General features: G+C 57.2%; 20 protein-coding genes. 14 read left to right on the forward strand and 6 right to left on the reverse strand.

Features of this window, described 5'->3' with window-relative positions; all coding sequences use genetic code 11:
* Window positions 1-39: 39 nt before the first annotated feature.
* The 5 genes from ACRZ96_RS14435 to dapD all read left to right on the forward strand — a co-directional run bounded on the left by ACRZ96_RS14435 (window position 40) and on the right by dapD (window position 4,182).
* The gene (locus tag ACRZ96_RS14435) at window positions 40-951 is read left to right on the forward strand and encodes a threonine/serine dehydratase (RefSeq protein ID WP_480705909.1); all 912 of its coding nucleotides are present in this window, start codon (window positions 40-42) and stop codon (window positions 949-951) included.
* Window positions 952-995: 44 nt separating this feature from the next.
* The gene (locus ACRZ96_RS14440; protein ID WP_480771713.1) at window positions 996-1,595 is read left to right on the forward strand and encodes a GntR family transcriptional regulator; all 600 of its coding nucleotides are present in this window, start codon (window positions 996-998) and stop codon (window positions 1,593-1,595) included.
* Window positions 1,596-1,716: 121 nt separating this feature from the next.
* A complete protein-coding gene (locus ACRZ96_RS14445) occupies window positions 1,717-2,304 on the forward strand; it encodes a biotin transporter BioY (RefSeq protein ID WP_480771712.1) in 588 nt (195 codons plus the stop codon).
* Window positions 2,297-3,262, forward strand: coding sequence for a biotin synthase BioB (gene bioB / locus ACRZ96_RS14450; RefSeq protein ID WP_480735063.1), 966 nt, complete (start codon window positions 2,297-2,299; stop codon window positions 3,260-3,262). Before ACRZ96_RS14445 ends, bioB begins: the two co-directional genes overlap by 8 nt.
* A gap of 92 nt (window positions 3,263-3,354) precedes the next feature.
* The gene (gene dapD / locus ACRZ96_RS14455) at window positions 3,355-4,182 is read left to right on the forward strand and encodes a 2,3,4,5-tetrahydropyridine-2,6-dicarboxylate N-succinyltransferase (RefSeq protein WP_480616185.1); all 828 of its coding nucleotides are present in this window, start codon (window positions 3,355-3,357) and stop codon (window positions 4,180-4,182) included.
* Window positions 4,183-4,234: 52 nt separating this feature from the next.
* Here dapD and ACRZ96_RS14460 read toward each other — a convergent pair whose 3' ends face one another.
* Window positions 4,235-5,416 carry an aromatic ring-hydroxylating oxygenase subunit alpha gene (locus ACRZ96_RS14460; RefSeq protein WP_170646776.1) on the reverse strand — a complete coding sequence of 394 codons (1,182 nt, stop codon included), beginning with the start codon at window positions 5,414-5,416 and terminating at the stop codon, window positions 4,235-4,237.
* 142 nt (window positions 5,417-5,558) lie between these two features.
* Between ACRZ96_RS14460 and ACRZ96_RS14465 the strand changes: the two genes are divergently transcribed.
* From ACRZ96_RS14465 to ACRZ96_RS14475, 3 genes are read left to right on the forward strand one after another with little or no spacing between them, the layout of a single operon-like run.
* Window positions 5,559-5,801 (forward strand): hypothetical protein, encoded by a 243-nt coding sequence (locus ACRZ96_RS14465; RefSeq protein WP_255611946.1) that lies wholly within the window; start codon window positions 5,559-5,561, stop codon window positions 5,799-5,801.
* Window positions 5,801-6,394: a TetR/AcrR family transcriptional regulator gene (locus ACRZ96_RS14470; RefSeq protein ID WP_170514906.1), complete on the forward strand. Its 594-nt coding sequence runs from the start codon at window positions 5,801-5,803 to the stop codon at window positions 6,392-6,394. Before ACRZ96_RS14465 ends, ACRZ96_RS14470 begins: the two co-directional genes overlap by 1 nt.
* Before the next feature lie 37 nt (window positions 6,395-6,431).
* Window positions 6,432-6,776 carry a hypothetical protein gene (locus tag ACRZ96_RS14475; RefSeq protein WP_170399025.1) on the forward strand — a complete coding sequence of 115 codons (345 nt, stop codon included), beginning with the start codon at window positions 6,432-6,434 and terminating at the stop codon, window positions 6,774-6,776.
* On the opposite strand, the gene ACRZ96_RS14480 is transcribed toward ACRZ96_RS14475, so the two are convergent.
* Complete coding sequence (locus tag ACRZ96_RS14480; protein ID WP_170425922.1) at window positions 6,773-7,831, reverse strand: transporter substrate-binding domain-containing protein; 1,059 nt, start codon at window positions 7,829-7,831, stop codon at window positions 6,773-6,775. The genes ACRZ96_RS14475 and ACRZ96_RS14480 overlap by 4 nt on opposite strands.
* 207 nt (window positions 7,832-8,038) lie before the next feature.
* Between ACRZ96_RS14480 and dapE the strand changes: the two genes are divergently transcribed.
* Genes dapE through rnr form a run of 3 tightly spaced genes read left to right on the forward strand, consistent with a single transcriptional unit; the run spans window position 8,039 to window position 12,073 of the window.
* A complete protein-coding gene (dapE, locus tag ACRZ96_RS14485) occupies window positions 8,039-9,178 on the forward strand; it encodes a succinyl-diaminopimelate desuccinylase (protein WP_480814777.1) in 1,140 nt (379 codons plus the stop codon).
* Between the two features lie 3 nt (window positions 9,179-9,181).
* Window positions 9,182-9,757 (forward strand): TIGR04282 family arsenosugar biosynthesis glycosyltransferase, encoded by a 576-nt coding sequence (locus tag ACRZ96_RS14490; protein ID WP_170425918.1) that lies wholly within the window; start codon window positions 9,182-9,184, stop codon window positions 9,755-9,757.
* Window positions 9,758-9,814: 57 nt separating this feature from the next.
* Window positions 9,815-12,073, forward strand: coding sequence for a ribonuclease R (gene rnr, locus ACRZ96_RS14495; RefSeq protein WP_480814778.1), 2,259 nt, complete (start codon window positions 9,815-9,817; stop codon window positions 12,071-12,073).
* Here the strand turns inward: rnr and ACRZ96_RS14500 are convergent.
* Window positions 12,064-12,450 (reverse strand): DUF1801 domain-containing protein, encoded by a 387-nt coding sequence (locus ACRZ96_RS14500; RefSeq protein WP_170508952.1) that lies wholly within the window; start codon window positions 12,448-12,450, stop codon window positions 12,064-12,066. The two genes, rnr and ACRZ96_RS14500, sit on opposite strands and share 10 nt — an antisense overlap.
* Window positions 12,447-13,145, reverse strand: coding sequence for a glutathione S-transferase family protein (locus ACRZ96_RS14505; RefSeq protein ID WP_480562283.1), 699 nt, complete (start codon window positions 13,143-13,145; stop codon window positions 12,447-12,449). Before ACRZ96_RS14505 ends, ACRZ96_RS14500 begins: the two co-directional genes overlap by 4 nt.
* An 82-nt stretch (window positions 13,146-13,227) precedes the next feature.
* On the opposite strand from ACRZ96_RS14505, the gene ACRZ96_RS14510 reads away from it, so the two are divergent.
* The gene (locus tag ACRZ96_RS14510; RefSeq protein WP_480814779.1) at window positions 13,228-13,935 is read left to right on the forward strand and encodes a helix-turn-helix transcriptional regulator; all 708 of its coding nucleotides are present in this window, start codon (window positions 13,228-13,230) and stop codon (window positions 13,933-13,935) included.
* A 70-nt stretch (window positions 13,936-14,005) separates the two neighbouring features.
* Window positions 14,006-15,322, forward strand: a complete 1,317-nt coding sequence (locus tag ACRZ96_RS14515) for a lytic murein transglycosylase (RefSeq protein ID WP_480771708.1) — start codon at window positions 14,006-14,008, stop codon at window positions 15,320-15,322.
* A gap of 41 nt (window positions 15,323-15,363) precedes the next feature.
* Here the strand turns inward: ACRZ96_RS14515 and ACRZ96_RS14520 are convergent, their stop codons facing one another.
* Both ACRZ96_RS14520 and ACRZ96_RS14525 read right to left on the reverse strand, forming a co-directional pair.
* Window positions 15,364-16,761, reverse strand: a complete 1,398-nt coding sequence (locus ACRZ96_RS14520) for an aspartate aminotransferase family protein (protein ID WP_480705896.1) — start codon at window positions 16,759-16,761, stop codon at window positions 15,364-15,366.
* Window positions 16,762-16,836: 75 nt separating this feature from the next.
* Window positions 16,837-17,520, reverse strand: coding sequence for a GntR family transcriptional regulator (locus ACRZ96_RS14525; protein ID WP_170406782.1), 684 nt, complete (start codon window positions 17,518-17,520; stop codon window positions 16,837-16,839).
* Between the two features lie 140 nt (window positions 17,521-17,660).
* On the opposite strand from ACRZ96_RS14525, the gene ACRZ96_RS14530 reads away from it, so the two are divergent.
* Entirely contained in the window at window positions 17,661-18,746 is a 1,086-nt protein-coding gene (locus tag ACRZ96_RS14530; protein ID WP_170398992.1) for a polyamine ABC transporter substrate-binding protein, read from the forward strand.
* Window positions 18,747-18,766: the final 20 nt, after the last annotated feature.

The raw sequence follows: 18,766 nt of genomic DNA on the forward strand, positions 1-18,766 counted from the left end.
AGGGTTCGCGGGCAGAGTGCCAGTCACGGAAAGACAAGAATGGATTGGAAAAGTGAAATATTGGCAGCGCGGGATCGCATTGCCGGACACGCGCAGGTCACGCCAGTGATGGAAAGCCAAATTCCGGGCTATCCGGTTGAAATGAAACTTGAACATATGCAGCACACCGGCAGCTTCAAAGCGCGCGGGGCGTTCAATACCCTGCTCAGCATGGATGTGCCTGCGGCAGGCGTCGTGGCGGCTTCCGGTGGCAACCACGGTGCGGCAGCGGCTTATGCCGCGCAATCACTGAGCTACCCAGCGAAGATTTTTGTGCCCGAACTTGCAGGTCCCTCCAAGATTGCGCTGATCAAGCGGATCGGGGCTGATCTGAGTGTTGTTTCGGGTGAATATGCCAATGCACTGACCATGGCGCAGGCGCATGAGGAAAGCACCGGCGCCATGCAAATCCACGCCTATGATGCGCCAGCGACGGTGGCAGGGCAGGGGACATGTTTTGCTGAATGGGACGCGCAGGGCTTGCAGGCGGACACAGTATTGGTGGCCGTGGGAGGCGGCGGGCTGATTGCCGGAGCTTTGGCATGGTTTCAGGGTGCGCGCAAAGTCGTGGCGGTCGAACCGGAAACCTCTTGCGCGCTGAATGCGGCGTTGGCTGCGGGCGAACCGGTTGATGTTTCCGTTTCGGGCATCGCAGCGAACGCACTGGGCGCACGGAGAATTGGTGAGATTTGCTTTCGGCTGGCCCAAGGTATGAGTTCGGTTCTGGTTTCTGACGATGCGATAGCGCAAGCCCAGAATGCTCTGTGGCAGACGCATCGAATACTGGTTGAACCAGCAGGGGCTGCTGCGCTTGCCGCACTGATTTCGGGCGCTTACCAGCCGGAGCCGGGTGAGCGTGTCGCAGTGCTGATTTGCGGCGGGAACATCGCGCCAGATCCGCTAACAGGTTGAGAATACGGCTTGTAGATGTTGTTCATGGATTTTATCTATAATTCATGACCGCAACCATTGCCGACACAATCTATAATGCCCTGAGCCAGAAAATCATCACCGGCGATCTTCCTGCCGGTGAAAAGCTGCGTCAGGACCATATCGCGCGCGACTTTGAGACCAGCCATGTGCCGGTGCGCGAAGCACTGCTGCGGCTTGAGGCGCATGGATTGGCCAAAAGCGAACCGCGAAAGGGCATGCGCGTCACCGCGTTGGACCCTGCCGAAGTGCGTGAAGTGATCGAAATGCGTGTCGCGCTGGAAACGCTGGCGATGCAGCATTCCGTGCAAAATATGACGCCAGCTGCTCTGAAAGTGGCTGATGATGCGCGAAAGGCATGTGATCAGGCTGAAAACATGCCTCAATGGGAGGCGCGGAACAGGGTCTTTCATCGTGCCATCCTGACACCTTGCGGGTTGCCCCGCCTTTTGCATTCTGTCGATGACCTGCACATCGCCAGTGCCAGGCACCTGTTTGCACATTGGCGGCCCAAATGGGTGCAGCGCGTCGATACGGATCACGCTGCGATCATTCAGGCGCTGAAGAGTAAAGACGTTTCCGCCGCAACCTCGATACTTGTGCGCCATATCCGTCGTGCAAGCTGATACTTTCTGCCTTTGAAACGACAATCTGTGCCTCCTCAGAAGATTTGACTTGATTTTTAATAGATAAAAATGATGATTAATTCCGAATCTATGCAATATTATCTATAAAAAGAGAAAGACAATGAAAGCCACTCTGCAATCCACCCTTCCGGCCGCCGGAGTAATAACCCCTGCGGGTCAGATCCTTCGTGTCGCGTTAGGTATTCTTCTTTTGACCGCCAGTGCAAAAGTCCAGGTGCCATTTTGGCCTGTGCCCATGACCCTTCAAGTCGCCGTTGTCATGGCTATCGCCGCGGCATTTGGGCTGCGTCTCGGTTCTGCAACCGTGATCGGTTACATGGTCGCCGGGGCAGTGGGTTTGCCGGTGTTTGCCGGAACGCCCGAAAAAGGCATCGGGCTGGCCTATATGATGGGCGGAACCGGAGGTTATTTGCTGGGTTTCGTGGTCGCCTCGGTCATGGTTGGATGGGCCGCGGACAATCTGCGCAAGCTGTTTCTGGTTCCGGCGATGCTGGCTGGACTTGCAGCGATCTATGCGCTGGGTCTGGGTTGGTTGGCTCAGTTCGTGCCTGCAGACAAGGTTCTGGTTTACGGTTTCAGCCCTTTCATTCTGGGTGATCTCGTGAAGATTGCATTGGCATCCGTTCTCGTGATTGGCCTGCCGACGGGTCTGATACAGAAAATCCGTGGGCCGCAGCCAGATGCTTGATACCGGGCAAGATATCCGCAGCGATTGGACCGTGGATGAAGTGGAGGCGCTGATGCGCCTCCCACTGTTGGATCTGGTAGGTCGCGCAAATGTAGTTCACCGGACATATCACGATCCAAACGACATCCAAAAAGCCAGCCTGCTGTCGATAAAAACCGGAAGCTGTCCCGAGGATTGCGCCTATTGCCCGCAATCCGCTCATCATCGCGAGGTCGAGCTGACCAAGGAAAAGCTCATGAACCCTGCGCATGTCATCTCGCTTGCCAAACGGGCGCGCGATGCGGGGGCTGAACGGTTTTGCATGGGTGCTGCATGGCGTCAGGTGCGCGACGGCGAAGAATTCGACAATGTGCTGGACATGGTGCGGGGCGTGCGTGATCTGGGCATGGAGGCTTGCGTCACCCTGGGCATGCTCAAGCCACATCAGGCCAAACGATTGGCCGAGGCGGGACTTACCGCGTACAATCATAACCTGGATACTTCGCCGGAATTCTATGGCGAGATTATTGGAACTCGTACCTATCAGGATCGTTTGGAGACCCTCAGCTATTGCCGGGACGAAGGTATTGATCTGTGCTGCGGCGGCATTATCGGTATGGGTGAAAGCCTGCGGGATCGTGCCTCGCTGTTGCAGGTCCTTGCGAATTTTGACCCGCATCCCGAAAGCGTACCGATAAACGCGCTGATCCCGATCAAAGGCACGCCGCTGGCGCATCTAGAAAAAGTAGGCATTTTTGATCTGGTGCGCATGGTTGCGACCGCGCGGATCGCCATGCCGCAAACACGGGTGCGCTTGTCGGCAGGACGGTCGGACTTTTCAACTGCCGAGCAGGCTTTGTGCTTTCTGGCTGGCGCAAATTCGGTTTTCTACGGCGATGTGTTGCTGACCGCACCCAATGCCGGAACCCAAAATGACCGGGATATGTTTGCCGCACTCAGCGCACTTACCGATGATTGACGCAAACCGAGGTATCCGCGTCGCATTGCGCCATGGGTCTCGCTTGCGTATAGGCCACATCAACGTGAACAGATTCTCTAGGGAGACGCCCCATGTCCAATGCGCAACTGGAAGCCGCCATCGAAGCCGCCTGGGAAGTACGTGACACAATAACCCCTGCGACCACTGGCGAGCAACGAGAAGCAATCGAAGACACGCTGAGCGCGCTGGACAGCGGTTCGCTGCGAGTGGCTGAAAAGCTCGACAGTGGTGATTGGCACGTGAACCAGTGGGCGAAAAAAGCAGTTCTGCTGGGGTTCCGCATCAAGGACATGGAAATCCAGACCGGAGGCCCGCAAGACGGCGGCTGGTGGGATAAGGTCGACAGCAAGTTCGCCGGCTGGGGAGAGAACCAGTGGCGCGCGGCAGGGTTCCGCGCCGTGCCAAACTGTGTGGTCCGCAAGTCGGCCTATGTCGCACCGGGTGTGGTGCTGATGCCTTCGTTCGTCAACCTTGGTGCTTATGTAGATGAAGGCACGATGGTTGATACCTGGGCCACCGTTGGTTCCTGCGCGCAGATCGGCAAAAACGTGCACTTGTCGGGCGGCGTTGGTATTGGCGGCGTACTGGAGCCGATGCAGGCCGGTCCGACCATTATCGAAGACAACTGCTTTATCGGTGCGCGTTCGGAAGTGGTCGAAGGCTGCATCGTCCGCGAGGGTTCGGTTCTGGGCATGGGCGTGTTCATCGGTAAATCCACCAAGATCGTGGACCGCGAAACCGGTGATGTCATGTATGGCGAGGTTCCGCCCTATTCGGTGGTTGTTGCGGGTTCGATGCCGTCCAAGAACAATGTAAGCCTGTATTGCGCGGTCATCGTGAAACGCGTCGATGAAAAGACCCGTTCGAAAACCGGGATCAATGAGCTACTGCGCGATTGATCCCGTCGTTTCAGTCTGAATAGGCCGCAGAGTGCATGCTCTGCGGCCTTTCTTATTTTGGCATGAACTCCAGCACTGTCTGCTGAAAGAAATCAATCGCCGCCTCACCTCCGGCCCCTTTGGCCAGAGGGCCGACTTGATATCGGGGCGATTGAAGGGCGCGCTGCATCTTTTCGCACACCCAGACATCCTCGGTCTGAAAATCCCCCGTCTCCAGTGGGTGCTGGGTCCAGTGAGAGGATTTGATCCGACCGGATTCCGGGTCGTATCCGGGTATGTCCGCCGCGCGATGCGTATAGGTGAACCAGCCTTTAGGCGACCAGTTTCTGACCCGCAGAAGTGTTGTGTTGGCGTCGACCGGTTCCATGGTCGATATCGAAAACCCCCAGGGGTTTGGCGTCAGGATCGTGGTCGGAAACAGCATGTAGACCCCGCCATAGCCCGGCGTGTCTGCATTCCGTACCGTTTTCAGGCCGGACCCTTTGGCCGAGTTTTCAACAAACTGCGGGATACGGTGTTTGACTCCTTCGCGCTCGGTCGACCACCAAACCATGTTGTGGCCAAAAACCTCCCAAAGATTCTTGTCATGGGTTGGCCCGCCCAACGTGTCTTTGTGCAGATAGGCCAGATGATAGCCGTCGATTGCATTTTCAAAGAAGACCTTCCAATTGCAGTTGATCTCATAGACCACGTCGTCGGGGTTTTCTTGTAGCTCGCTTGATGCCAGATCATGAGGCCAAGGTATTTGAGCCAGATCGCCAAGCCACGCGTCAAAGCTTTGATCCGGTTCTGGGTGAACAAAAACAAGGTTGCGGAAGACACCGACTGAGGCACCGAACAACGCGGTTGCCTTCTTGTCCAGATCCGGAAAGCACTCGCGCTGGGCTGGTACTCCGCGCAATGCGCCATCCAGATTGTAGACCCAGTTGTGATAAGGGCAGACAATGGTCTTGCCTGCGTTGCCGCAACCTTCCAACAACTCGGTTCCGCGATGGCGGCATTGGTTGTGGAAGGCGCGCAAGTCGCCATTTGCGTCCCTTATGACGATCAGAGCGTAGGCTCCGGCCTGAATCGTCCTGAAATCGCCGGGTTCGGTGAAATCCATAGTCACGCCGGCAAAACTCCAGCACTTGCTGAACAGGGTTTTCTGTTCGGCCTCATACCAACTGTCCGAGACATATGCCTCACGCGGCAGTTGTTGCTTGGGTTGATCCGGAAGTGCGTCAGGCGGCATTGTTGAGTCCGTTTATTGTCAAAAATGATAATCATCAATATTGACAATAAACCTTCGAATGTCCAGATTTCACCTTAAGATTTTTCTGAACCCGCTTGGAGGCAGGATGACTTTTATTCAAACCCTGAGGAATCAAAGGTGGATGACACTGCTAATTCTGGCGGCGCTTCTTGTCTCGACCTTCGCCGGGTATTACGGCCTTTGGGGTCTGTTGTTCATATTTTGGGGGCTCTTGGCGGTGCGCTCGGGGCAGGCCTTCTTGATCGAACCGATAAACCGCGCGACAGATCCGGCACTGTTCTGGTCGCTGACGGGTTTGTGGATCGGTTTGGGCGTTCTCTACGTTCTGGCGGATGTTTTTCCACCAGTTGCGAACGGATTCTGATGCCCCGTCCCAGTATGAAAGACGCCAGATCCGAGCAAATCCTGAACGCATTTATGCGTTGTGTCGCGCGGTACGGGCTGGATGGCTCGACCTTGGCGCGCATATCAGAAGAGGCGGGCGTCGGGCGGCCATTGCTGCGCCACTATCTGGGCAACCGGGATGAGATGGTTCGCAAGCTGCTGGATCACGTCCTGAAAGTCTTCGCGGATCAGGTTGAGGCGCTCTTCGACACTCTGCCGTGCACTGATCGGGTTGCAGCGATGCTGGACGCTTTGTTCGGACGCGGCACCTATTCTTCGGAAAGTGCTGCGGTTTTTGCCGCTTTGGTCGCAGCCTCAGAAAGACACGCGGATTTGCGAGAACCCTTGCTTGGGTTTGTCTATGACTTCGAGGCAAGGATCGCTGCTGAAATCATGAACGAACTGCCTGCTGCCAATGTGCAAGGGGTCCAAGCCGTGGCAGCGGGTATGTCCGCAATTTATTTCAATACGGATGCTGTGATGCCATTGCGACCCCGGGCGGAATGGCGCGACACGCAGCGCGTGGCAGCGCAGATGCTGTTGGACCACCTATACGCCAGCACCTGCGACTGAGTTGACCGTGCCATCGGGCCAGCGTATTGCGGGCACTATGGAAAAGCAGAAAAAACCTTCGCGCCAGCAAGTCTATACGTTGTTGGTTCAGATCGGTCGCAAAGATGGCGACGGCCTGCCCGAAGGCGCGACCGGGGCGGCGTTGATGTGTTTTGCCAGCGGCGTGGACGAGGCCGAAGCCGTGCGCGAGACAGTAGCGATCCTGAAGCAGGCCGATACTGCACCGCTGGATGTCACCGGCTATGGCACCCTGGCCGAGCGTGAGGCGCAAGGACATGATATCGATCCGGATGAGCGGGCATTGATGCAACGGGCGCTGGATGAAAACGCGGTTATCGTGGCACAGATGACGCCATTCTTCGGCGACGAGGAAACTGCTTAGTTTCTTACCCCGAACCACTTGCGATAGATTTCGTCATAGGTGCCGTCTTCGCGCAGGGACAGCAGCGCCTGATTGACGTCTTCGACCAATGGCGATCCGGTTGGAAATGCGATCCCATAGTTTTCACGCAGGAAGATGCCCCCGGTCATTGTCGCCATTCTGCGCCCTTCGTGGCTTGCATAATAGGACAGGATCGGAGCGTCGAAAACGACCGCATCCAAATCCTTATTCTCAAACGCGTTCAACATGTCCTGCAGATCGCCATAGCCGGTATAGTCGATCTCGCGCCGGTTCAGAAAACTGGCGGCGGTTGAATCGGAAATCGTCCCGACCTGTTTGCCGTAAAGGTCGTTGACCGAATTGACGCTGCCGGTGATTGCGTCCACCGTCATCACCGAGGTGATCCGGGCCGTGAAAACGGAGACGATGAATAGGGATGACACCACCAGTACTACACCCAACAGGCGGCCAAACGGGGTGCGCGGCATCCGCTCTTCAAAGCCACCGTTCACCACCAGGTTGAGGGCCCACCAGAACGACGGGAACCACGCCTCATTCAATTTGCGATCAAAGTAGGGCTGCGCGCGTTTTTCAAAACTCCACATCAGCATGCCGCCACCAAGCAGGATCGCAAAGGCCAGCCCGATGGCGATGAACAATTCCCGAGACAGCAAAGCGTGCAACAGCGATGGCTGGCGAGCGGCCTCTGACGGGACCATGATCTGTAATCCGGCCTCAAATATCGGTTGTGTGAAATCCATTCGGGTTTCGCGCAAGGCGGTGATCGATATATTAGCGATCGCCAGATCGGCAGAGCCATCCTGAACCGCGCCCAACATTTCTCCAAATGTCTCGACGCGGTTGATCGAGTATTCCCAGCCGAGCGATTCAGACAGTGCCGCCAGAAGATCCATCGAGAAACCGGTCTGGGCACCGTCCTCGACAAATGAGAACGGAGGACGGGTTACCGTTGTAACCGTAAGAGACTGGGCCTGGCTTTGCTGCGCAAGAGTCGCGAAAGTCAGGCAGATCAATGCGAAGAAGACACGCTTCATGTGGAATCACCTGTTTCGCGGCCCTCTAACTCACTTAAGGGCAGCGCGGCAAGGCAGCCGCTGGGTCAACGCTCATGTTTTGTTGGGGTGCAAAATCAAGCCGCTTGAGCATTCGGTCTCGGAATTCGACTATTCGGGGTTGGCAATCCGGGCAATTCGTTGAATCTGTGCACGAACACAGGCACCCCTAAGGACAAGAGGCCCAATATGACCGATCCAGTTGAGCTGACAGCAAATCTGATCCGTTGCCCATCGGTCACACCCGATGAAGGCGGGGCTTTGGTCTTGCTGCAGCAGGTGCTGGAGGAGGCCGGATTTTATTGCACTCGAGTAGATCGTGGTGGAATCTGCAACCTCTTCGCCCGATGGGGGCAGAAGGGTCATGCATGCAGCTTTGGCTTTAACGGGCATACGGATGTGGTTCCGGTAGGGGATGAGGCGGCCTGGACCATGCCCCCTTTCGGCGCCGAGGTCCGGGACGGGGTGATGTACGGCAGGGGCGCGACGGACATGAAATCTGGGGTGGCGGCCTTTGCGGCGGCGGCTATCGATTTTGTGCGTGACACGCCCCCGGATGGGGCGGTGATCCTGACGATCACAGGTGATGAAGAAGGCGACGCACTGGATGGCACTATTGCTTTACTGGATCACATGGCCGCAACGGATGAGCGGATGTCGGTTTGTCTGGTGGGAGAACCCACTTGCCCGAACACGATGGGCGAAATGATGAAGATCGGCCGGCGCGGTTCGATGACTGCGTGGTTCACTGTGACCGGAGTGCAGGGGCATTCGGCCTATCCGCATCGGGCAAAGAACCCGGTGCCCGCGATGGCGCGGCTGATGGATCGGCTGGCCAGCCAAGAACTGGATCAGGGGACCGACCACTTTGACGCCTCGACCTTGGCGGTTGTCACGATCGACACCGGTAATCCGGCGACAAATGTGATCCCGGCGCAATGTTCTGGGACAGTGAACATCCGGTTCAATGACCTGCATTCCGGGGCCAGTTTGAGCGATTGGTTGCAATCCGAGGCAGACACCGTTGCCGAGGCGTTTGGCGTCGATGTCGAGACCCGGATCAAGATTTCGGGTGAAAGCTTTCTGACCCCTCCGGGGGCATTGTCTGATCTGGTAGCTTGCGCTGTCAAAGCAGAAACAAATATTCGCCCCGAGCTTTCGACCACCGGCGGGACCTCGGATGCCCGCTTCATCAAAGATCATTGCCCGGTGGTCGAGTTTGGTCTGGTCGGGCACACCATGCATCAGGTCGATGAATGTGTCGAAGTGGCGCAAATTCATCAACTCAAGGCGATCTACACCCGTATTCTGACGGATTACTTCGCCTGATCCATGCAGAAAACGCTGGTCATCATGGTGAAAGAGCCACGTCCAGGGCGGGTCAAGACCCGTTTGGGGCGCGATATCGGCATGGTTGGGGCTGCTTGGTGGTTTCGGCATCAAACGCGATCTCTGATCCGGCGTCTGCGTGATCCGCGCTGGCAGATTGTACTGGCGGTCTCTCCGGATAGGGAGGGAATGAACAGTCGGGTCTGGCCTGTTGATTTACCCCGGAAGCCTCAGGGGCGCGGAGATCTGGGCGACCGCATGGGGCGGATGTTGCGCGGTGCTCCCGATGGCCCGGTGTGCCTGATCGGTGCGGATATTCCGGGCATCACACGGGGTCACATTGCGCGGGCCTTTCGCGCGTTGGGCCGGGCTGAGATGGTGTTCGGGCCCGCCCCGGATGGCGGCTATTGGCTGGTCGGTGCGCAGCGCTATGGGGCGCTGCCCTCAGGGTTATTCCGCGATGTGCGCTGGTCAACGGAACACGCGTTGGAAGACACACTGAATTCGGTTCGCGGGTGCCGAGTAGCGTTGCTGGATAATCTGCGCGATGTGGATACCGTGGCCGATCTGCACGGCTGACATGAGGCACCGCTTTTTGACCATGACGCGGTCGCATGCCCGTGCTAGGCCAAACTCATGACACGCATTCCGACCAAGCAAGAGGTCCTCGACTGGATCTCGGCGAACCCTACCCTGACCTCGAAACGTGATATCGCCAAGGCTTTTGGCATCAAAGGCGCGGATCGGATCGATCTGAAGCGTATCCTGAAAGAACTTGAGGCCGACGGCCATCTGGAAAAACGCAACCGCAGCTATCGCGATCCGGATCGTCTGCCGCCGGTCAGCGTGTTGCAGGTGAAGGCCCCGAACGTAGATGGCGACCTGTTTGCGCGCCCGTTGGAATGGCACGGAGAGGGGGTCGAGCCCATCGTTCTGCTCGTAACGCGTGCCAGCGATCCGGCGCTGGGTGAGGGTGACCGCATTCTGGCCCGCCTGACCGTGGTGCATGAGGAAGATCACAATTACGAAGCCCGCTTGATCCGCCGCATCGGCACCAACCCGCGCAAGATCGTCGGCATTTTCCGCAAAGGGGCCGAAGGCGGGCGGATCGTGCCCATCGACAAGGCTGGTCAGACAGAATGGCTGGTCGCGGACGGGGCCGTTCTGGGGGCCAAGGATGGTGAGTTGGTTGAGGCCGAACAGGCCGGACCCAAGAACCGCATGGGTCTGCCGCGTGCGCGTATTGTTGAACGGCTCGGCGATCCGACCGCGCCCAAGGCTGTCTCGTTGATTGCCATTCACCAACACGGTATTCCCGACGATTTCCCGGACAAGGTAATCGAAGAAGCCGACAAGGCCAAACCCGTTGGACTGAAAGGGCGTGAAGACCTGCGGGATATGCCCTTGCTGACCATCGATCCTGCGGATGCACGGGACCACGACGACGCCTGCTATGCCCATGCCGATGACGATCCCAAGAACCCGGGTGGCCATGTGATCTGGGTCGCCATAGCTGACGTCGCCGCCTATGTGAAACCCGGTACGGCGCTAGATCGCGAGGCACGCAAGCGGGGCAACTCCAGTTACTTCCCGGACCGCGTAGTGCCGATGCTGCCGGATCGCCTGTCCGGCGATCTATGCTCCCTGCACGAAGGCGTGCCGCGCGCTTGTATCGCGGTTCGGATGCAGATTGATGCCGAAGGCAACAAGATCGGCCACCGTTTTGTACGGGCTCTGATGCGCTCTGCCGCCTCGCTGAATTATAACGAGGCGCAGGAGGCGATCGACGGCAACCCGAACGACCGCACCGGGCCGCTGTTGGATACGGTGCTGAATCCGCTTTACGCCGCCTATGCTGCGCTGAAAAAGGCGCGTTCCGTGCGGCAGCCGCTGGAGCTGGACCTACCTGAACGCAAAATCGTACTCAGCGATGCGGGTGAGGTGACCAGCGTCGCGTTCCGTGACCGGCTGGATGCGCATAAGCTGATCGAGGAATTCATGATCCTCGCCAATGTCGCCGCTGCCGAGACCCTGATCACCAAACGCCGCCCGCTGCTGTTCCGCGTCCACGAAGAGCCCGCGCCCGAAAAGCTGGAAAGCCTGAGAGAGACGGCGCAGGCGGCGGGATTAAACCTCGCCAAAGGGCAGGTATTGCAGACCCGACATCTGAACGCGCTGCTAAACGCCGCCGCTGGTACCGAGGATGCGGAGCTGATCAACCTGACGACCCTGCGGTCGATGGCGCAGGCCTATTACAACCCCGAAAATTTCGGCCATTTTGGGCTGGCTCTGCGGAACTATGCGCATTTCACTTCTCCCATCCGGCGCTATGCTGATCTGATCGTGCATCGCGCGCTGATCTCAGCCCATGGCTGGGGCAAGGACGGTTTGACCGAGGATGAGATTGCACGGTTGGAAGAAACGGCAACCCATATCTCGGATACCGAGCGCCGCTCGATGATGGCCGAGCGCGATACGACTGATCGCTATCTGGCGGCCTATCTCAGCGAGCGGGTCGGCAATGAGTTTTCTGGCCGGATCAGCGGTATTGCCCGGTTCGGTGCCTTCGTGAAGATGGACGAGACCGGAGCGGACGGTCTGGTTCCAGTGCGTTCGCTGGGGCGAGAGTTTTTCCATTTCGACCGAGAGGCCGGGACGCTGATGGGCTCGGACACCGGGCTGATCATCGCCATTGGCCAGCGTGTCACGGTGCGGTTGACCGAGGCGACGCCGGTGACGGGCGGATTGGAATTGGAGTTGTTGTCCATCGATGATCAGGCGCTGCCGCGCGACCGTGGCCCCGCCAAGCGCGGAACGCGGCGCAAGGCCGCCAGCACCAAGCGCAAGAAGGACAAGATCAAGCGCAAGGTCGAACGCAAACGCCGTCAGAGGTGATAAGTAAGCGCGCGCGCAATCAGCCAGCCATGGCGCGTAGGATCAATCTGATCGGGCCGGTCGAACAGAATCGCGCGATTGCCGTCGATCCGATCCTCTCCAGGAAAGGCGGAGGTAAAATCCCCCATCAGTCGGCTTTGGCAGTGTACGAACAACGCAAAGCAAGCCGCCTTGTGTCCGCCCAAACGAATCGTCGAGCCTTTGGGCGCCAGATAGGCGGGCTGGCCCCACCGCAACGCTTCTTCCAGAGGCTGAGCGCGTGGCAGCGAGGCCGCAGTTTCGAAGATCAACTCGCGCAGCGCTAATGCCCCATTGCGCGTCTCTTCCGGTAGCGCCTCATAGGCTGCAGCGACTTTTTTGTTCTCAAAGGCTGTCATGATAGCGGGATCGCCTGCTCCATTCGGTCGATATAGCTGTTGAGCAGCTTATCTTGTTTAATCCGACGGGTCAGGGGGGTGTCTGATGGTGTCGCGCGCATCGCCGCCAGCATTGGACCGACGCTCATGTCCGCCGAGGTTGGTTTCTCTCCCATCAGATAAGGCGATTGCCAAAGATAGGCCGAGATCGCCTCAAAGTCGCGCTCCAGCCGGTCTTGTCGTTCGACGGGCGAAAAGCGGGATACACCTTGAAACGCGAGCCCCTTGAGAACGGATTTCCGGATCGAATTCGAAACCGGCTTGCGGATCAGTGCGGGAATGACGGTAAAGAAAGTATCGCGCAGAATTGGCCAAACCTCATCATTGGCCCAACGGTCCTGGACTACATGGAAGTACAGATGTTCCTCGGCCATGCGGACCAGTGCGCGGGACTGGGCCTTTTGCAGGTCAGTCAGGCCAGCATCGAAATCGGCCCCCTGAGCCTCAAGCCAGTCGCGGATCAGGTCGCTGTCCGGAATCAGACGTTCAGGCGTGCGCAGAACCGGCAGCTTCTGGTGTGGCATCTTGCGTGGATCCAGCAGATCGGACCGTTGCCAGCGCAGGCCCGCGTTTTGAAGCATCAGGGCCGTTTTCACACAGAATGGGCTGGCGCTGAACAGGCCAAAGGCAGAGGGGAAGGTGAGAAGGGTCAGCATCATCAGCTCCATAGTTGGGACGCCTGATGGATACGCCGGACTGATGACATATTCTGACATTAGGCTTAGAGTAGAATATACTATGTCCCGCACCGCTCGTCTTTTTCAGTTGATGCAGGCCCTACGATCTGGCCCCTCGCCCAGGACGTCGGTTCAATTGGCGCAGGATTTAGGCGTTTCGCCGCGCACAGTGCACCGGGATATCGATGCATTGCGTGGCCTCGGGGCGATAATCGACGGAGAGGCCGGGTTCGGGTTCACCCTAATCCAGGATGCGACCCTACCGCCGCTGGGTTTTACCAATGATGAGCTTGAAGCGTTGGTTCTGGGTTTGCGCGAGGTGCAGCTGATTGGTGACCCGGCGCTGTCGGATGCCGCAAGCGCGGCCCTACGCAAGCTGCAGGGCCGGTTGCCGCAGCGCCAGTCGCACCGATTGAGCCACGCCGTTTTGACCGCCACGCGATTTGACAGGCCGGCCGTGCCAACCATCGATGTCGCCGAACTGCGCCAAGCCGCGTGGGACGAACGCGTGATCGAGTTCGCCTATACCGATGCCAAAGGCGCAGACACCCGTCGTCGGGTCAATCCGCTGAGCATCGTCTATATGGACCGTGCCAGCGTATTGCTGAGTTGGTGCCACCTGCGACAGGATTTCCGAGTGTTTCGGCTGGATCGTATGCAGGGCATGGATGTGACCGAGGATAGCTTCCGACCCAATCGCGTATCGCTGTTGCGTGATGCCATTGCGCGTATTCGCGCGGAACGTGAGGAACAGGATCAGGAAACCTGACGTTCTGCGTTTTGAGAAATCCCGATTGTGCGCTATCATCGGCTCTGAGCAGTAATCAGGATAAAACGGAATGCGTAAGTGTGTAGGTGGCGTTATGACCGCCGCATTATGGGCATCCATCGTGCAGGCGGATACAACAGACAATTCGATACGGCCTCTGGCCCGACCTATGGTCGACAATGTGCAACTGGCCTCGGCGGATGTGACGGTCTCGGTACGGCCCGTGCTGCGGCCTAAGGTCGAGGTGCAACGTGTATCGGCAGACGGGAATGCCCGATTTCAGGCTTGGCTGGGGGCATTTCGCAAGCGGGCGCAAGAGCAGGGCATCTCGGTCAATACGCTGGATCGGGCGTTGGCTGGGGTGACCTATGACAGTGACATCATCAAACGCGATCGCAATCAGGCGGAGTTTTCCAAACCGATCTGGGAATATCTGGACGGAGCGGTTTCAAAAACGCGGATTTCCAACGGTCGCGTTGGACTAGACAAGCACCGAGAGACTTTGACCCGGATCGAAGCCCGGTACGGCGTCGAAAAAGAGGTCGTGACCGCGATCTGGGGTCTTGAGACTTCGTTCGGCACCTACCGAGGAAGCAAGCAAACCATTCGGTCACTGGCGACTTTGGCCTTTGATGCTCGACGAGCAAGCTTTTTTGAGGAACAGCTGATCGCCGCGTTGCAGATACTGCAGGCAGGGGATGTCGACCCTGAGAATATGGTTGGCAGTTGGGCTGGGGCGATGGGGCATACACAGTTCATGCCGACCTCGTTTCTTGATTACGCGGTTGATTTCGATGGAGATGGGCGTCGCGAGATCTGGTCGGATAATCCAACTGATGCCTTAGCATCAGCCGCTTCTTATTTGGCAAAACATGGATGGACCAAAGGCCAACCTTGGGGGGTCGAAGTGCAACTACCATCCGACTTTGACTACGCCAACGCGCGGCGAGATTTCACTCTGATGCCGTCGGAATGGGCGGCCCGTGGGGTTCTTGCTTACTCGGGCAAGGCAGTGCCCGATCACGGGCAAGCAGCAATCTTGTTACCGGCGGGTGGTCGGGGTGTCGCCCTGATGATCTTCAATAATTTCAAAGTGATCGAGGCCTACAACGGCGCCGATGCCTATGTGATCGGCATCGGGCATCTGTCCGACCGGCTTGCAGGAGGCTCTCCGTTTGAGGCCGATTGGCCGCGTGGCGATCGCGTATTGAGCTTTACTGAAAAGAAAGAACTACAGCGTCGGCTGACTCAGGCGGGCTTCGATACACAAGGGATCGATGGGCGCACCGGGCCAAATACGATTAACGCGGTGCGCGCGTTTCAGGTTGCTCAGGGGTTGATCCCGGATGGATACCCGTCGCTCGGCCTGCTGGAAAGGATGCGCTGATAATCATGGGCGACCCAATTGGGTCGCCCATGATCTAGTAATCAGGACGCAGGCTTCATCAGACCTTTTTCGTTGATTTCAACCAACGCATCATCCAACGATTTTTGAATGCGCACGAACATCTCGTCGATTTCGGCCGGGGTAATGACCAGCGGCGGAGAGATGACCAAGCGGTCGTCCACATGACGCATGATCAGATTGTTTTTGAAGCAATGTTCGCGGCAGATATATCCGATCGTGCCGGGATCTGATGCGAACTTGGCTCGGCTTGCCTTTTCAGGCGTCAATGCGATGGACCCCATCAAGCCTGCGATCTTTGCCTCTCCGACCAGCGGATGCTCGACCAATGCGTCCCATTTCTTTTTCATATAGGGCGCGGCCACGTTGCGCACATGATCGACGACGTTTTCTTCTTCGAGGATGCGCAGATTTTCGAGCGCAACTGATGCGGCAACAGGGTGGCCGGAATAGGTGTAGCCATGGTTGAACTCGGTGGCGCTGATGACACGGGCGACTTCGTCGCAGACGATCGATCCGCCAATAGGTGCATAGCCTGAGCTAAGGCCCTTGGCGATTGTCATGATATGCGGTTTGATCCCGACGGTTTGCGAGCCAAACCAGTTGCCGGTTCGGCCAAACCCGCAGATCACCTCATCCGCGATCAGCAGTATATCGTACTTGTCGCAGATGCGCTGAATTTCAGGCCAATATGTGTCGGGTGCGATTATCACGCCGCCTGCGCCCTGCACAGGTTCGGCGATAAAGGCAGCGACGCGATCTTCGCCCAGTTCCTGAATGGCTTCTTCCAGCTCGCGCGCGCGGGCAAGGCCGAATTCCTCCGGGCTCATATCGCCGCCTTCCGCCCACCAATTTGGCTGGTTGATATGGTGGACATTCGGGATTGGAATGCCGCCCTGCGCATGCATTCCTGCCATGCCACCCAACGACGCCGATCCAACAGAGGAACCGTGATAGGCATTCTTGCGACTGATGATGATGTTCTTGTCGGGCTGACCTTTTTCGGCCCAATAGGTGCGCACAAGACGGATGTTGGTGTCGTTGGCCTCGGACCCGCTTCCGGCAAAGAAGACATGGTTCAGATCACCTGGCGCAAGCTCAGCCAGCTTTGCAGCCAGCGCAATGGCGGGCGTATGGGTCGTCTTGAAGAAAGTATTATAATACGGCAGCTCGCGCATTTGACGTGCGGCTGCATCGGCCAGTTCGTTGCGGCCATATCCGATATTTACGCACCACAATCCGGCCATACCATCCAGAATTTCATGACCTTCGCTATCGGTCAGATAAACGCCCTTGGCACGGGTGATGACCCTGACACCTTCGTCTGCCAGCGCCTCATTGGTCGAAAAAGGATGCAAATGGTGTGCTGCGTCCAGCGCCTGCAATTCGGCAGTGGGCATGTGATTGGTGATGGTGGACATCTCGGATTCTCCAGCAAGCGTCGTTGCCAGATAGAATATGATCAAATTTTATGCTGTCAATCGAATCGCTGGTTTCTAGGTGCTTGGCAAAGCATCGCCCATCATTCCCATACCCTGCTCAATGTCCTGCGCTGTTGCTAACGCGGCCTTTTCTGCATCTCGCTCACGTAGCGCGGCAATAATGTCTTTGTGTCTGTCGGGCAGGCTTTGAGTGCCGAAGCGACCGCAAACGATGCGCAACGAAGGGCCGAATCGCAGCCATAGCCGTTCGGCTAGATCAACAAGTATCGGAGCGTCCGCATGGGAATACAAAGATTGGTGAAAGGCGTGGTTCAAACGCAGGTAACCCCCTACGTCCCCATCCGCGATCATATTGTCCAATCGTTGATCCAGCTGCTCAAGATAGTCGATCTCGGTTATAGATATGTTCTTTGTGGATCGCCTGGAAAGCTCTGTTTCTATTGAAATTCTTGCAAAAATCATCTGCTCGATGTCGTTGGCTGAAAGCAGCGGGACGCTCACGCGACGATTGCCCTGAAAAATGAGCGCGCCGTCGGAAATCAGACGGCGTATTGCCTCGCGCACCGGAGTCATGCCGACACCAAGCGAATCAGTCAGGCCCTGGATCGTGACGGGCTGCCCGGGCACGAGATCGCCAAACAGAATCTGGGATTTCAGTGTTCGATAGACCTGTTCGTGCGCTGGGCGTTTTTCTTCATCTACCGGAGGTGTATCTGCTTTATTTTTGATCAAATCCAAAAGGTTTGCCCCAATCCAAGTGTTTCTGTCTTGCCAGAATCTTCACCTATTCCGACCATAGGTGAAACCGTCGTGAAACGCAAAACTTGATCAAATCCAAAAAAAGGTCAAAATGGCCGCACAGTTGCAGGGAGAAAAATATGAAACTGAAAACGCTGGGGATGACAGCGATCGTCGCATTGGGGACTTCGGCCGCGTTTGCTGAAGAAGTGCGCGTCTATAACTGGTCCGACTACATCGACGAAGATCTGCTGAGCAAATTCGAAGAAGAAACAGGGCTAACCCTGATCTACGATGTGTTCGACAGCAACGAGGTTCTGGAAACAAAAATGCTGGCCGGTGGGTCAGGCTATGATGTGGTTGTGCCTTCAGGCACGTTCCTACAACGCCAGATCCAGGCCGGCGCGTTCCAGGAACTGGATGCCGCCAAGCTGTCGAATGCAGGCAACCTATGGGATGTGATCCAGGAACGAACCGCAGGGTATGACCCCAACAACGCCTACTCAATCAACTACATGTGGGGCACGACAGGTATCGGGTTGAATGTCGGCAAGGTCAAAGAAGTGCTGGGCGACGATGTTGCACTTAACAGCATGGATCTGGTGCTCAAGCCCGAGAACATGGAAAAGCTGGCCTCGTGTGGGGTGCATTTCCTCGACGCACCGTCTGAGATCATTCCGATGGTGCTGCAGTATATCGGCGAAGACCCTGACAGCCACGACACAGACGTAATTGGGAAAACCGAAGAGATTCTGACCAGTGTGCGCCCGTATGTTCAGAAATTCCATAGTTCGGAATACATCAATGCGCTCGCCAATGGTGATATCTGCGTTGCTGTCGGCTGGTCGGGCGACATCTTGCAGGCACGCGACCGTGCGGCGGAAGCGGATAACGGCGTGGAAATTGAATACCATCCCTTTGCGGAAGGCTCGCTGATGTGGTTTGACCAGATGGCTATTCCGGTCGACGCACCAAACCCCGAAGGCGCGCACCAGTTCCTGAACTTTATCCTGGATGCCAACAACATGGCTGCGGCGTCGAACTATGTGTACTACGCCAACGGCAACAAGGCCTCGCAGGAGTTTCTTGAAGAGGACGTGATCGGTGATCCGGCGATCTATCCGGATGATGCGACCATGCAGAACCTCTACATCACCACACCTTATCCGGCAAAGACCCAGCGGGTGGTGACACGTCTCTGGACCAAAGTGAAATCAGGCACCTGATCTGATCATAGCGCAAGGCG

The organism is Ruegeria sp. CF1 (assembly GCF_056537445.1).